Source organism: Pseudomonas sp. TWR3-1-1, from assembly GCF_049896545.1.
Lineage (GTDB): Bacteria > Pseudomonadota > Gammaproteobacteria > Pseudomonadales > Pseudomonadaceae > Aquipseudomonas > Aquipseudomonas weihenstephanensis.
Genome location: NZ_JAFCUO010000001.1, coordinates 973,484 through 987,095 on the forward strand (window position 1 = coordinate 973,484; position 13,612 = coordinate 987,095).

General features: G+C 57.7%; 11 protein-coding genes and 2 pseudogenes. 1 reads left to right on the forward strand and 12 read right to left on the reverse strand.

Annotation, left to right across the window (positions count from 1 at the left end; genetic code table 11):
- Window positions 1-3 precede the first annotated feature (3 nt).
- From ACP7A4_RS04680 to tssI (ACP7A4_RS04690), 3 genes are read right to left on the reverse strand one after another with little or no spacing between them, the layout of a single operon-like run.
- Window positions 4-4,530, reverse strand: a complete 4,527-nt coding sequence (locus ACP7A4_RS04680) for an RHS repeat-associated core domain-containing protein (RefSeq protein ID WP_426245732.1) — start codon at window positions 4,528-4,530, stop codon at window positions 4-6.
- A gap of 39 nt (window positions 4,531-4,569) precedes the next feature.
- The gene (locus tag ACP7A4_RS04685) at window positions 4,570-4,998 is read right to left on the reverse strand and encodes a DcrB-related protein (protein ID WP_426245734.1); all 429 of its coding nucleotides are present in this window, start codon (window positions 4,996-4,998) and stop codon (window positions 4,570-4,572) included.
- Between the two features lie 39 nt (window positions 4,999-5,037).
- Window positions 5,038-6,183 (reverse strand): type VI secretion system tip protein TssI/VgrG, encoded by a 1,146-nt coding sequence (gene tssI / locus ACP7A4_RS04690; protein WP_426245736.1) that lies wholly within the window; start codon window positions 6,181-6,183, stop codon window positions 5,038-5,040.
- A 44-nt stretch (window positions 6,184-6,227) separates the two neighbouring features.
- Here tssI (ACP7A4_RS04690) and ACP7A4_RS04695 point away from each other — a divergent pair.
- Window positions 6,228-6,343, forward strand: a pseudogene (locus tag ACP7A4_RS04695) (IS5/IS1182 family transposase); the annotation flags it as partial.
- 132 nt (window positions 6,344-6,475) lie between these two features.
- On the opposite strand, the gene ACP7A4_RS04700 reads toward ACP7A4_RS04695, so the two are convergent.
- From ACP7A4_RS04700 to ACP7A4_RS04740, 9 genes and pseudogenes are all read right to left on the reverse strand, one after another.
- Complete coding sequence (locus ACP7A4_RS04700; RefSeq protein ID WP_426245738.1) at window positions 6,476-6,925, reverse strand: hypothetical protein; 450 nt, start codon at window positions 6,923-6,925, stop codon at window positions 6,476-6,478.
- Between the two features lie 11 nt (window positions 6,926-6,936).
- The gene (locus ACP7A4_RS04705) at window positions 6,937-7,398 is read right to left on the reverse strand and encodes a hypothetical protein (RefSeq protein WP_426245740.1); all 462 of its coding nucleotides are present in this window, start codon (window positions 7,396-7,398) and stop codon (window positions 6,937-6,939) included.
- Window positions 7,395-8,462 carry a hypothetical protein gene (locus ACP7A4_RS04710; protein ID WP_426245742.1) on the reverse strand — a complete coding sequence of 356 codons (1,068 nt, stop codon included), beginning with the start codon at window positions 8,460-8,462 and terminating at the stop codon, window positions 7,395-7,397. The genes ACP7A4_RS04705 and ACP7A4_RS04710 overlap by 4 nt, the downstream gene beginning before the upstream one ends.
- A 3-nt stretch (window positions 8,463-8,465) precedes the next feature.
- Window positions 8,466-8,822: a DUF4150 domain-containing protein gene (locus ACP7A4_RS04715; protein WP_426245744.1), complete on the reverse strand. Its 357-nt coding sequence runs from the start codon at window positions 8,820-8,822 to the stop codon at window positions 8,466-8,468.
- 1 nt (window position 8,823) lies between these two features.
- On the reverse strand, window positions 8,824-9,621 hold the full coding sequence (locus ACP7A4_RS04720; RefSeq protein WP_426245898.1) for a DUF2169 domain-containing protein: 798 nt from the start codon (window positions 9,619-9,621) through the stop codon (window positions 8,824-8,826).
- Window positions 9,622-9,624: 3 nt separating this feature from the next.
- Window positions 9,625-10,170, reverse strand: a complete 546-nt coding sequence (locus ACP7A4_RS04725) for a DUF2169 domain-containing protein (protein WP_426245746.1) — start codon at window positions 10,168-10,170, stop codon at window positions 9,625-9,627.
- A 9-nt stretch (window positions 10,171-10,179) separates the two neighbouring features.
- Window positions 10,180-11,058, reverse strand: a complete 879-nt coding sequence (locus tag ACP7A4_RS04730; protein WP_426245748.1) for a type VI secretion system Vgr family protein — start codon at window positions 11,056-11,058, stop codon at window positions 10,180-10,182.
- Window positions 11,059-11,153: 95 nt separating this feature from the next.
- A pseudogene (gene tssI / locus ACP7A4_RS04735) lies at window positions 11,154-12,188 on the reverse strand (type VI secretion system tip protein TssI/VgrG); the annotation flags it as partial.
- 910 nt (window positions 12,189-13,098) lie between these two features.
- Window positions 13,099-13,362, reverse strand: coding sequence for a tyrosine-type recombinase/integrase (locus ACP7A4_RS04740; RefSeq protein WP_426245900.1), 264 nt, complete (start codon window positions 13,360-13,362; stop codon window positions 13,099-13,101).
- Window positions 13,363-13,612 lie beyond the last annotated feature (250 nt).

Sequence of the window (13,612 nt, forward strand, 5' to 3'; positions counted from 1 at the left end):
ATGTCACCCCTTGCATTTCGGAACTTTTGACGTGCCATTATTTCGCAATCCGTTGTTTCTTAATTGTTTGGTGAAGTCTCTTAAGAGATCTATCTCGGTGATTATTTTGTACTTAATTTGTTTGGCTTTTCCTAATACTGCAATTGCTAGTCGGCTATTGCCGTCTCTAGCTACCAATTGTCCTTTAACGTCAATCACTTCAATGGCAGGGAAGTCTGTAACTTTCACATCTCCGCTTTTGACTTGGTTGACAACTGACTGAACAGCCTTTTTACCATCAGGAGTATCAAATGAGCTGTTAATAGTCACCTGAGAAAAATTAATATCTTTAGGGTTACCTAGCATTTCACCAGGATTAAGCTTGATTTTACCTGTATTAGAGGATGTCAGCCCCCACGGATCAACCCACCCAACCGCATTCGGCGCGTACTGATAAAGATTGATCCCGCCCAGCAACCCAATCGGATCTGGCTGGGTAAACCGTCCTATATCCGGATCGTAAAACCTGAAGGTGTTGTAGTGCAGGCCGGTCTCGCGGTCAAGGTACTGGCCTTGAAAGCGCAGGTTCTGTTCTTGCTCGTGTTGGGTGTTATGCCATTCCTCGCGGCTGTTGCCCCAGGCCTGGAATTCGCTGTGCCACACGCTCAGCCCATGTTCGTCGGTCAGTTGTTCGGGGAGGCCGGCCAGGTTGGTGTGGAAGTATAAAAACTCTTCATCGCCGGGCTTGCCGTCGATACGGGCTAGCGGCTCGTAGCTGTCGATGTTGGCGTACAGGTACAGGCTGGGCCTGCCGTCCTGTACTTCTTGCAGCAGGCGCAGGCCTTGCCATTGAAATGTAGTGCGTCGGTACGGGCATTGATCGTCGTTGCGGTAGAGCTGTTTGCCGATGCGCCGCCCCAGCGGATCGTACTGGTAGTGGATGCGCAGGCGTTCGCCGTGTTTGCTCTGCTGGACGCGGATCAGGCGCTGTTCGGCGTCGTATTCAAAACGTTGGACGGTGTGGCTGCCGATGCGTTTTTCGCTCAGGCGGCCGAAGCGGTCGTAGCGGTAGCGCTTGTCTTCGAACACCTGCACGCGGTTGTGTTTGACGTGGCCGCGCAGCACGCCGGTCTGCATCAGGTTGGCGGCGGCGTCGTAGTTGAAGGTTTCGCTGTGTTGACCGGGCGCTTGCGGGGTGTGCTGGTAGTGCTGGCGGATGCGCTCGGTAGGGTCGTAGCGGTAATGCTGGCTGAGGGTGTGGCTTTTGCCGTTGCTGTTGTGCGCCTCGAAACGTCCGATGACGGGCTCTTGGGCTGAGTTGTGGTTGCTGCGGCGCTGGGTCTGGGTCAGTACTTCGGCGATCAGGTTGTCGCAGGCGTCGTATTGGTAATCCTTGCTTAGCAGGGGCAATTCTTCGCGGGCGGCGTTGTGGTAGTGCAGGGCCTTTTGCGCGAGACGGCCGTTGCGGTCGTAGCGGGTGCGGGTGTGCAGTTGGCCCTGGGTGCGCAGCACTTCGTCGTGCAGGTTGTCGCGCTCGAAATCGCAGATTACCCGGCCATTGAGGTTGATCTGGTGCAGGTGCCCGCTGCCGTAGTACAGGTGGTTGATGGCGCGCTGATCGGGCAGGGTCAGGGTTTCGAGGTTGCCCAGTTCGTCGTAGTGGTACTGCAGCTCGCCGGCAGTGCTGGTTTCGCTGAGCAGTTGTCCGTTCTTGTCGTAGCTGAAACTCAGCGGTTGCTGCTGGCCATTGAGGTCGGTGAAGGTGATCGACAGCAGGTTGTCGGCGGCGTCGTAGGTGTAGTCGGTGACGCCGTCGGCGGTGGTTTTCTGGATCAAACGCCCGGCGGCATCGCGCTCGAAGCGGTGCTTGAGCGGTGGACAATCATCGTCCTGCGCGTCAACGTCTGCTGCGACAGGCACATGATCCACGCCGCTGACATCGCCGACTGCGTTGTAGTGGTAACAGCGTCCGCTGTTGTCCAGATCGCGCTGGGCAACCAGTCGATCCAGCGCGTCCCAGCCGAAGGCGTAGGCTTCGTTGTTTTCGTTGGTCAGCTTTTGCAGACGGCCATAGGCGTCGTAGCTCAAGCGCACGCTGTGGCCCAGGGCATCGGTGCGCTGTTTGACCCGGCCGCTGAGGTCGTATTGGTAGCGGGTGGTCTGCTGGGCGGGGTCGGTGTAAGCGGTGATCTGGCCTGCGCTGTCGCGCTCATAGCGGTCGAGACGGCCGTCCGGGCGTTCGCTTTCAATCAGCAAGCCACGCCGGTCATAGCGGTAACGCTGGCTTTCACCGCGTGCGTTGATGCTCTGGCTGAGCTGGCCGCGGGCATCGTAGCGGTAGTGGGTTTCGGCATTGGAGCAATCGCGGTAGCTGAGCAGTTGGCTGTGGGTGTTCCAGTCCAGGGTTTTGTGTTTGCCGAGGGCGTCGGTGATGCGCTCGACACGGCCTTGCGGGTCGTAGCCGTAGTGGGTGGTGTGCCCGAGCGGGTCTTGTTCGCAGAGTAAGTTGCCGCGTTCGTCGTAACGGTAGGTGTGGGTACGCCCACCGCGGTCGGTGATGCTCAGCGGCAGCGCCCAGTGTTCGGTGTAATAAAGGCGCTCGCTGCGGCCCAGCGGGTCGCGGGTTTCGATCAGACGGCCGATTTCATCGTAGGCGTAATGCCATTCACCGCCTTGTGGATCGGTGGTCTTGAGCAATTGCCCGGCCAGCATCTCGTCCTGCCAGCAATGGCCCAGCGGGTCGATGTGTTTGTAGACCTCGTACAGTGGCCCCCAAAAATACTGATCCGTGCGTCCGAGGCTGTCCACGACACGGGTTTCGCCCTTTTCCAGGTCGTAGCTGAACTGGTAGTCCTCGCCGTCGCTGCCCCAGTGCCGTATGACCCGCCATTCATGGTCGGGTTGCGGCTCCAGCAGGGGCGGCAGGGTGTAGGGGGTGCCGTCGGCGCGTACGGGTTGCGGGCGGATAGGCGGGACGGCGAATGTGGCCCACTGATAGTGGCGGGTCGCGCCGCTGGGCAGGGTGTGGCTGCTCAGGTAATGCTCGGGCGTATAGGTGAAGCGCCGCACGACTTGGCCACTGGCATCCAGGACTGTGCTCAAGTTGCCGGTGTCGGTATACCGGTAAGTTACCAACGGTTCTCTGCGTTCAATCTGGCTGGGTTCGTTGGGCTTGAGGTACAGCCGATCGACTTGACTGACCCTTTGTGTGTGCAGCGCGTCATAGTGCAGGTGGACGGTCAAATGGCTGACGGGATCAACCACCAGCACCAGCCGTGCGGTCTCGTCATACATAAGATTGAGGGTGTTGCGGTTACGGTCGCCGAGGCGCACCAGGCGAGAGCGTTGCGGGTTATGCGGGTCGGTTTCGAAGATCTGATACAGGCCATCGTGAATGTCTTCGACTACGGTCAGGCCTTCGCCCAACTGATAGAAGCTCAGGCCGTCAAGGATGCTGACAAAGCTGTCGCCGGTGTTGAGGCGGCCCAGTTCCAAACGGCTGCCTTGGGCGTCGATATACACCCACAAATCACCACCGTCAGGGTGGGGAACCCGCACGATCTCGACGTCGTAAAACACGCTCCAGCCCGGCCCGAACAGGCCGGTGGTGCGGATGTCCTCACTGTTGTATTGGCGGGCCCACTCGATCGGCAAAGTACCCGGCAACGTGAAATCGACGTCTTCGGGGCCATTCTGGAACTTGCTGCCGGTGGAGACCGAGACCGGGTTGCCCTTGCAGCGGTGTCCGGCGACTTTTCGGGCCAGCAACATGCCGATAATCAGCCCGGCAATCATCCCCAGCTTGTTCTTGCCGCTGCGGATTTCGCGTACCACCAGCGACTCCCCGCCAATGCGCACATCCGGGGATATGTTGAGGTCCGCGTTAATCGTACCTTCACAGGTGGTCCGTTCGCTGTCCCGCGCAGCCGGTTGGCTGTTGATGAAGACTTCCCGTGAGCCTTCAGCGATGTATTGCAGGGGCATGGGCGGGTGCCGGGTGCAGGCCACTTCGTCCTGTTCGGCAGGGATCGTTCCGGGGTTGGGTTGGGTGACCACAGGCGGATTGATGATGGTGTCTACGGCTTGATACCAGCCATAAGGTGTCAGCCCTACCACGAGCGCGCCGAGTGTTTCCAATACGCCGGGTTTTACGGGTTCTGCATCGGGCACATCGCTGATTTGGTAACCCGCAGCCCGTGCTGCGGGCAGGGCGTTGACGGCCGTGTCATCGGATCCCGAAGCGATAGCCCCGGCCGGTTCGGGAGGGAAAATCAAATTGGCGACCGCATCACAACCGTCACTGATGTGCTCGGTAATGCTTTTACTGCCCACCGGGATCAAACTGGTCGCGGCTCCCAGCATCAGCCCTGCGCCAACGGCAACAGCTGTTGCACCCACCGCTGCGACCAAAGTACAGGGTGCGGCTGCCACCAGTGCCGCGGTCGCCGCTGCGTAAATGACGCCTTGGGCAACGACGCTCAAAATTTCAGCCCACACCGAGGTGTGGATAATCAGGTCCCCTGCGCGGGCAGCTTTGACTTTGTCGGCCACGAATCCGTGCTCCTTACGGCTGGTTGTTCATGGGCGCTTTCAGGCAAACCGCAGCGTGCGTTTGATCGCACGCCAGTGGTCGCAGTCGGCGTCGGTCAATAGGCTTTTTTTGCTATAGGTGAGGGCCAACATGCGCCGTACACCGGGCACTTGGCAGACCAATTGGTACTGGTAAGAAGGGCTGGTCCCTTGCATGAATTGGATAACAACTTCCAAGCCTTCCAATAGGTTGTTTTCACCCGTATTGACGGCTTTAGGTTCGGTGCATTGAAGAGCCTTGACCTGATGCTTGAGCGCTTTCAGCTGTTGGGCATAGGTGCTGGCGAGGGAGGTGCCTTCTTCTATCGCACCGCGAGCAATGACGAGGGTGGTTTGCCGTTCCTTGAAGATGAACACGTTGAGGCTGTTGTCGTCCGGTTGGTCGTCCGGAAAGCCAATCAGCAGATCATGGGTGCGGTAGTGAGTCATGTTGCAAGCTCCTTATGGATCGGTCGGTCGTCTGGATGCTCAGCGCTTGCCGAAATGGCCATCGACATCGCCCTTGATGGCCGCATCGCTGACGCCGGAGGCACTGGTGCCCGCGGCTTTACCGGTCATGTTCAGGTCGAGCTTGGCGCTGAGGCTGTTGATTTTTCCGGCCTGATTGGCGGTGATATTGAAGTTTTCGCAGGTGATGCTCAGGTCACCATTGGCGTTTAGCTCGATCACGGTTTTGCCGCATTCGAGGCGTAGTGTTGAACCGACACCGATGTAGTACTCGCCAGCAACGTGATCGTTTTTGTTGCCACCCACCTTCAGCGTGTCGTTGGTCTTCACCACGCGTAAGCTGTTGCGGCCCACGGTGATGGTTTCGTCCTGGCCTACCGCATGGGTGCGGTTCGCCCCAACGGTGTGGCTTTCGTTGTTGTTGACCATCACGTTCTGATCTTTCTCGGCATGGACGTAGATCTCTTCCACGCCCTTTTCATCCTCAAATCGCAGCTCATTGAAGCCATCACCTTTATGGGTCTGGCTTTTGATCGTCATGCGGGTTTTGTGTTTGGGCAGTTCGTAGGGCGGCAGGTTGGCTTCGCGGTAGGCGCGGCCAGTGGCGATTGGTTGGTCGGGGTCACCGTCGAAGTATTGGACGATCAGTTCCTGACCGATGCGCGGTATCGCCATCGCGCCCCAGGTGGTGCCCGCCCAGCCTTGGGCGACGCGGATCCAGCAGGAGCTGTGTTCGTTGTTCTGGCTGGCGCGGTCCCACGGGAAGCTGACTTTGACCCGGCCCCACTTGTCGCAGAAGATTTCTTCGCCGGGCGGGCCGACCACGGTGGCGGTTTGCGGGCCGTCGATGCGCGGTTTGGGGCACAGCGGGGCTTTCCAGTCGAAGGCTGCGGGCGCCAAAGTGGCCTTTAGGTGATAGCGGGTGCCAGAGGCGCTGCCAGCGGCTTCCTCCTGTTGGCTGCTGTGCTGGAGGCCGGTGTGGGTGATGCTTACGGTGCGCCAGCGGATGTTCAGGTCTTCGCGCGGGTGGTCGGTGAGGTCGAAGGATTTGCCCGGTTGCAGACGGGCGTCGTCACCCTCGACCTCGGCGATGCGGGCATCGCTGCGCAGGGCGTTCAGGCGGGTTTGGGTGAAGGGCTTGGTCGGTGAAGATTGGGAGCACAGCATCTGATATCAGACTGCGACTTGGAATGCGGCTTCATCGCTTACTGCTTTACCGCAATCGGCACCCAGTAGAAAACGCTCTACCCGGTGCAAGCATTACCGGGCGGTCGCATCGCGTTTCAACAAGCTCAAGAGAAATTACGAAAGTGTAGTGGCCATGGCCATTGATGGCGCACTGGTTGCCTGCAACTGAGCCCTGTATAAGAAGAGCATTTGTTGCAAACGATATGAGTCTACGCTGCGGTGTCTCGATCTGTTATGGGGCCTTATTATGCTAGGAAATATTTTGATGAGTCTAATCCTTTGATAACCACTTTAAAAAACGATCTTCAAGTACTGCCTCTATTTCTCTATAATTAGCCTCAGTGTTGGCGATGTTGTTTAGGTCGTCATGTTCATGAAAGGTCTTTGCGAAGTCAGTTAGATAGAAGTATTTCCAGCCGGGACGGTAGTAGTCTTGCGTGAATGCGTTACCCTTTGGGTTGAAGTGGGCTGGTAGTAGTTGATCGCCAAGTATTTCTCTGATAATTTTTATATCTTGTTCTAGTGTGTCTTTTTCTTTCGTGACTGTTGCTATTTCATTGTTGTGTAATAGTAAATAGTTGGAGGATGCCCATTTCAGATAAAAATATGGCAATATTCCGCTTCCTTCGTCTGGATCATTTGAGGTTGGAAAAAAGTCAAATGGTTGTGTTTTGAGGTTTTCTCTTTCTTCTTCAAGGAATTGCTTCAGTATGTCTTCCATTGCCCTTCTTCCTATACGGAGTGGTAGATGCTGAACCAAGGTTCATCATTGTTTAAGTTCCAGTGGTTTATTTGATGGTCTATTTCTGTTTTTAGGGCTCCGGATGGGTCTGATTTTTTTATCATCTGAACTATTGCTTTGATGTGCTTATGTTTTAATTCGAATCCAGGGTAGTCTAGCAGGCATAGCGCACTGTCTGGATCTTGATTTAGAAGTCGGGGTAGAATTTTGAAAAGGGACTCATAGTACTGTTCGAAATTAATCCCGCTGAGGGCGGTGATGCATATTTGCATCACAGATGAGTCAAATGGTTTTAAGAAACTCTCCATTATGGCATCCACCATTTCTTTGTCGGCATTTGGCGGGGTTGCAAGTATTAGCTTGTGGAAGCTAGTCTCAGTTTCTCTGTTTTTAGGGCCGTCTACGACGGACTTCATTTTAGTGATCCATTGAACCCTATCTACTAGTGTCATATGTACTCCTTGCACTTAGCCCATGCGAGCATTTGCGCTATTGCTACGTCATACTTGTTGCCAAATTTAGATCGTACATCTTCTATGTCCATCATCATTGCTGCGCGGTATCCCGATTTTCCTCCTTGCATGGATTTCGATTGTAGAGCTCTATACGCTTTCCCTTCACTTCCCCAGCTTGCTGTTTTTTTATGATCCTCAACATCAAGCTGTATAGATGGTTTCGCATTCGAGCTAACTCGTTTTCCGTTAACTTGTGAGTATGCAGAATCTGCGGGAGTGTGGTGAGATTCTCTGTTTGGATCGTAAGACTTTCCGCCTTTTTTTATTTTCCCATGTTTGCCGCCTCGATAACCATTACCAGGGATTCCGTTCTGCAGTGCAGCGCATGGATCAGTCTTCTTTGTACCTTTTGTTTTCCCACCAGTCTTCTTCGTGGCAATATCGACAGCCTCCTTGCCCGCTTTACCCGAAGCCTCGGCCATCTTCGCACCGTAGCGGGCGGCCTTGCCAGCGCTCCCCGCGTAGCCGACAAACGGAATCGCCGACAACAGCGACAGTCCTGCTCCCACGTAGTCGCCGCGGGCTAGGCTAATGCCTGCGCTGATGATATCTGCCGCTTCCCCTATCACCGGGATCAAGCCCACCACATCCAGACCCAACTGGATGCCATCCAGCACCTGCTCGCCGGTGATGCCTTCTTCTTCGGTCTCCGCCTCTATCGGCGGATTGGCCTGTGTGGCAGGGACCGCTGCCGGGGCAGTTTCACCGACCACACGCCCAACGGTATTGCCGCTTTTGAACGAGTTGAACGGCGGCAGCGTGGCTTGTTCGGACTTGAGGTAGCGCGTGCGAAGGGTTTCGTACTCGTCCTCATTCAGTTCCTTGCTGTCGTGTATTTCTTTGCCCGTGGCATCGCGCCAGAAGGCATCGACTTGCACGCCGCCGTTCTCGCCTTGCTGTAGAAACAGTTCGTCGGGGTCGCCGATTTTGGTAGCGGTCTTTCGGATAGGCACGCGGATGGCGTGCACATGCAGCGGCGGTAGATGGAGTGCTTCTGCCATGCGCTACGCCCCATTCATCCAGAACATGTCGTCATGGCGCACGATCAACTTGCCTTCGGCCCGCACCGTGCTGCTTTTTTCCAGCGGGTAGCACTTGCCGCCCACGGTGTTGCTCTTGATGCCTTTGGCTGCCCCGGCCTGATCGCCCAGGGTGGTGGGCACCAGGCTCATGTCGTAGACCACCACCGGGTTGCCATTGGCGCGCACCGATTTGGCTACGCCGGTCGCGGTTTTGAGTTCGGCGGTGACGGGGTAGGGCACCGGCGGGATGGCCGCGCCCATCGGGGTTTTGCACACGTCGGGGACGATGCTGACGACCTTCCATTTGCCCTGTTTGCGGGCGATAACGTTATCGGCCATGTCAGGGCACCTGCTGCGGTGTGCGCTTGAGCAGCGGCGCAGTCGGGTCGGTTTCTAAGCGCGTTTCGAGCACGCGGATGTCGAGGCTGTTGGGCAGGCTGATCCGATGGGTCAGCACCAACGTCATGGCTTCGGTGTCGATGCGCAGGGTGTCGGTGAGCATCGGCAACGGCAGCAGCGCGCCGTTGACTAAACGCAGTAATACAAATGGGCGATGGCCGGGCAGTTCGACGCGCAGTTGTCCGTCCGGGGTGAGGGTTGGATCGGTCAGGTTGAACAGTTCGATGCGCAGGTTGGGCGGCGCAAATTCGATCTGTTGATCGGCGGGTGCGCCGTTCCAGTAGGCGAAGTCAAAATCGTATGGCAGACCGGGCCAGCGTTCGGCTTGCCATAAGGCATCGTAGTTACCGGCTAAAGCCAGTCGCGGTGCCCAAGCTCGACCGACCACACCAAAGCCAGCGGGTTGATACTTATAAGTGCTCGCCACCTGCTCCATGTCGGTGGCATCGAGTTCTCCATCGGGATGTTTAACTCTGTCCAAGTGCTGGACGGGCGTGTCGGGTGCTTCGATCTGCGGCGCGGGCAGTTCACGCAGCGGCGCATCCAGTGTGTAACCCAGCGACTCCTGACGTTTTTCGATCCAGCCGCTGCCCAAGGGGTTGCTGTAACAGACCTCGTTGAGCAGATATTCGGGGCTGTCGGGCGCGAGCGGATGCTCAGGATTGCGCACCACGCTGCTGCCGCCAAAGGCATATTCCCAGCGCAGTGGAACGCTGAGCGCGGGCAGCGGTTCGCTCAGTTGTCAGCCGCCGAACAAACTGTGCTTGAACTGGCGTGGCCCGGTGAAGCGCAGTTGTTTGTCCAGCAGGTTACGGCGGGTCGGTGCGTTGGCGCAGGCCTTTTCGGCAGCCATGCGCCGGGCTTGCCATGCCTGAAGCTGGAACTCGTTCAACGGTTCGCCGGGGCTCAGCGGCTGGGGCAACGGCACCTCTATTTGTAAGGGCGGCACCGGCATGCTCAATCTGATGCCTGCCTGCCATAAGGCGGCGGGTTGGCCCTGCGGCGCATGTGCCCGGCCCACCACGATCAGATCACAACGCGGCTTGAACGGCGCCAGGTCGCTTTCCTCAAAGACGCTGCTGCTGCTTTCGTCGCCGTAATACGTGTCGCCGGTACACAACGGTACGGGCGCGTCATCCATCACTTCGGCGCGGAACTGTCCAGTTTTGCCGTCGATGGGCAACAACCGGTAGCCGACCTTCATGGCCAGTACGGGATACTCTTGATCGTCCACGCCCAGCGCGCTGAAACACAACGCATCGAAGGGCGTCAGGTTACGAAATTGCATGACGCCTCCTCAGTTGATGTCCACGTCTTTGCCGTTGATCTGCACTGCGCCTGTGGCACTGAAATCGAAGGTGCAGCCGTTGATCAGCACTGTGCCGTCGGACTTCATCGTCAGGATGGATTTGCCGACCGTGACGGTGAATTCATCACCGGCATCGATGGTGAATTTATTGCCCACCACCACCGATTTATGAATGCCCACTTGCTCGCTTTGGCTCAGGCCGACCGAGGTGTTCATGGCGGCCCCGACACTGGTCTGGTACGCCGCACCAATGCTCAGCGCCTTGGCCAGCCCGATGGTTTCGGCTTTGGCCAGGGCGATGGTTTCGGTCTTGTTGCCGCCGATGGTCACGCTGCGGTTGGCGCCGATCTGGATAGTTTCGTTTTTGCCGACATCCTCGGTGCGGTGGTCGCCGATGGAGACGGTTTCGTTGTGGTCAACCCGTTCGCTGCGGTCATTGCCCACAAACGTGGTTTCGTTGTGGTTGACGTGGATGTTCTGATCTTTCTCGGCATGGACGTAGATCTCTTCCACGCCCTTTTCATCCTCAAACCGCAGTTCATTGAAGCCATCGCCCTTGTGGGTCTGGCTTTTGATCGTCATGCGGGTCTTGTGTTTGGGCAGTTCGTAGGGCGGCAGGTTGGCTTCGCGGTAGGCGCGGCCGGTGGCGATTGGTTGGTCGGGGTCACCGTCGAAGTATTGGACGATCAGTTCCTGACCGATGCGCGGTATCGCCATCGCGCCCCAAGTGGTGCCCGCCCAGCCTTGGGCGACGCGGATCCAGCAAGAGCTGTGTTCGTTGTGCTGGCTGGCGCGGTCCCACGGAAAGCTGACTTTGACCCGGCCCCACTTGTCGCAGAAGATTTCTTCGCCGGACGGGCCGACCACAGTGGCGGTTTGCGGGCCGTCGATGCGCGGTTTGGGGCACAGCGGGGCTTTCCAGTCGAAGGCGGCGGGCGCCAAAGTGGCCGCAAGGTGATAGCGGGTGCCAGAGGCGCTGCCAGGGCTTCTTCCTGTTGGCTGCTGTGCTGGAGGCCGATGTGGACGATGCTCACGGTGCGCCAGCGGATGTTCAGATCTTCGCGCGGATGGTCGGTCAGGTCGAAGGATTTGCCCGGTTGCAGACGGGCGTCGTCACCCTCGACCTCGGCGATGCGGGCATCGCTGCGCAGGGCGTTCAGGCGGGTTTGGGTGAAGGGCTTGCCCGCGATGTCGCGCTTGTAGCGGCCGGGATAATCGAAGCGTTCGTACTGGCGGCCTTGGTGTTCGAGCTGGGTGCCGGTGGCGATGTGTTCCTGGTCGTAGCGCGGGTGGGTAAAGGTGTAGTCGCGCTGCACCTGGCGGGCGGTACGCACCTGTTCGGTGTAGTGGAAGCGGTGCAGTGCCGGTTCCGGTTGATCGCCGCCACCCATGGCCTGGTACAGCACGTTGCAGGCGTCTTTAGGCTCGATAGTGCCGATGGCGCTGACGCGGTCGGTAACAATCAAACGATGGCCATCGGCGCGGTGTTCGAAGGTGTAGAGCAGGCCTTCTTCGGCAGCCAGCCGGGCGATGAACTCAAGGTCGGTTTCACCGGCCTGGACGCAGTATTCGCGGGGTTGGTGGTCGTAACTGAGGCGTTGTTCGACGTCGTTCAGGCCATGGGCCTTGAGCACGGTGTCGAGGATTTGCGGCACCGTTTGCTGCTGGAAGATCCGCCAGTTGGAACACAGCCGGGTGCGGGCTAGTGCGGGTTCAATCACGGCGCTGTAGCGGGTGCGGCGAAAACCGGTGTCGCCTTGGGTCAAGGAGCTGATCAGGCCATGCACGTAGCGCACCGGGGTGTCGCCACGCCAGATCGTCAGCAGTGCGGGTTTGTCGAGCAGCGTGCCGAAGTCCAGTTCGGCATCAAAACTGGCCAGTTGCAGTGCCAGTGTGAAGGGCTGGGACAGGCTTTCATCAAGGGTGAATTCGATGACCTCGAAGTCGGCGCCACCGCTGGGTTCGAAGGTGTAGCGCAAGTCGCTTTGGCGGGGCATGGCGCCCTCCTTGAGGCACGCTACCGCCCAACCCGTGATCTCGACGGGCTGGAAGGTAGCGAACAATAAAAGCCCTGCCCATCCGCGGGCGGGCGTGGTTGTGTTGGGTAGAACGGACTCGCGTCAGTTGCCCGAAGCTTCAGTGCCTGAGGTCAAACAGCCTGGATGGTCTTTCGTCACGTCAGGCTGCGGGTCAGGCGGTCTTGATGGTCAAGATGGCGGCGTCTTTAACAACGCCTGACTGAGCAACATCTGCTTACCTTCGGTTCAAGTGCGTTACCGGCAGTGATCGGTCGCTTAGGCGGCAGTTCGCGCCTCGCCTGGCAGCCGTCGGTAGGGGGGAAGGAGTTGAGGTTGATGCTTTTTTTATGGGCAACTGAAGCCAATTTGTCTGGCATGGAGGAGCATCCTTTTTCTTTTCAGAAGACAGGACATTTAACCTCTCAAGACCGCGGGCTGTAATGTAGTCCCAGTAGCTTTATGGTGTGGGAATTACCGTCATAAGTCTGAAGGTGGCTTCGTATCTTTATTCGCAGGCGCAGCAGTCCCGTGACGATTGCTGTCGTCAGGTGTTGTCGCGAAGAACGGGGTAGGAATGGGAGTTGAGGGCGTCTGTGTACATTCATTCCTGGGTGTCAGGCTCATGCCGATAGGTGAGCTTGCCGTATCGGATCGTGGCGCTGAGAACACTACTGAGCCTATCCCGTCTTGTTGCTTAGATATCTGCCCCAATGCTCCATCATGACCCTGCGCTTCTCGAACAGGCCGCACCGTGCACAGGCTACTTCGGTCTTGTCCCTGATCGTATGAGCAAGGGCGGCTTCTGCCACCTCCCGCGGGTAGTCGGTTGTCTCCCTGGCCCAGTCCCGAAAGGTGGAACGAAAGCCGTGTGCGGTGAGGTCTGGACGCTCTAGCGGCCGCAGAAGTTGAAGCAAGGCCATGCTGGAGAGGTGAGTGCCGGGCTTGTTTCCGGGGAAAGGTAGTCTGATCCGTTCGATGCATTCTCGATCAGAGGGCGAAGCAGCTTGATGGCTTGGGTGCAGAGCAGGATACGATGCTCCTTCGCAAACTTCATGCGCTCGGCCGGAATCGTCCAGACTTTGGCGTCCAGATCAACTTCGGCCTTACAGGCACCAATGGTCTCGCTCGTGCGAGTCGCGGTCAGGATCAGCAGTTAGAAGGCTTTGGCCGCTATACCATCCAGTGACCGCAGGGCATGAACACACTTGCCGATCTCTTTGTAAGGGAGGGCAGCAGGGTGTTTTACCCTCTGGATTTTCGGGGCAGCAGATGGTCCGAATCCTCCTGAAGATAGATCAGAAGGTGTAAACCTTATTCAGGAGGGGACAAGGTTCTATTCCACCGTACCTGACCCCCCGCATTGTTTCTAAGCTCAAGGCCTCAGTCGTTTGTATCGGCTGTCG

What these genes read in the sequence shown, in the direction of transcription:
- ACP7A4_RS04685 (WP_426245734.1), bottom strand. Translation starts at nt 4,998, where the DNA reads ATGACTCACTACCGCACCCATGATCTGCTGATTGGCTTTCCGGACGAC.
- tssI (WP_426245736.1), bottom strand. Translation starts at nt 6,183, where the DNA reads ATGCTGTGCTCCCAATCTTCACCGACCAAGCCCTTCACCCAAACCCGC.
- ACP7A4_RS04700 (WP_426245738.1), bottom strand. Translation starts at nt 6,925, where the DNA reads ATGGAAGACATACTGAAGCAATTCCTTGAAGAAGAAAGAGAAAACCTC.
- ACP7A4_RS04705 (WP_426245740.1), bottom strand. Translation starts at nt 7,398, where the DNA reads ATGACACTAGTAGATAGGGTTCAATGGATCACTAAAATGAAGTCCGTC.
- ACP7A4_RS04710 (WP_426245742.1), bottom strand. Translation starts at nt 8,462, where the DNA reads ATGGCAGAAGCACTCCATCTACCGCCGCTGCATGTGCACGCCATCCGC.
- ACP7A4_RS04715 (WP_426245744.1), bottom strand. Translation starts at nt 8,822, where the DNA reads ATGGCCGATAACGTTATCGCCCGCAAACAGGGCAAATGGAAGGTCGTC.
- ACP7A4_RS04725 (WP_426245746.1), bottom strand. Translation starts at nt 10,170, where the DNA reads ATGCAATTTCGTAACCTGACGCCCTTCGATGCGTTGTGTTTCAGCGCG.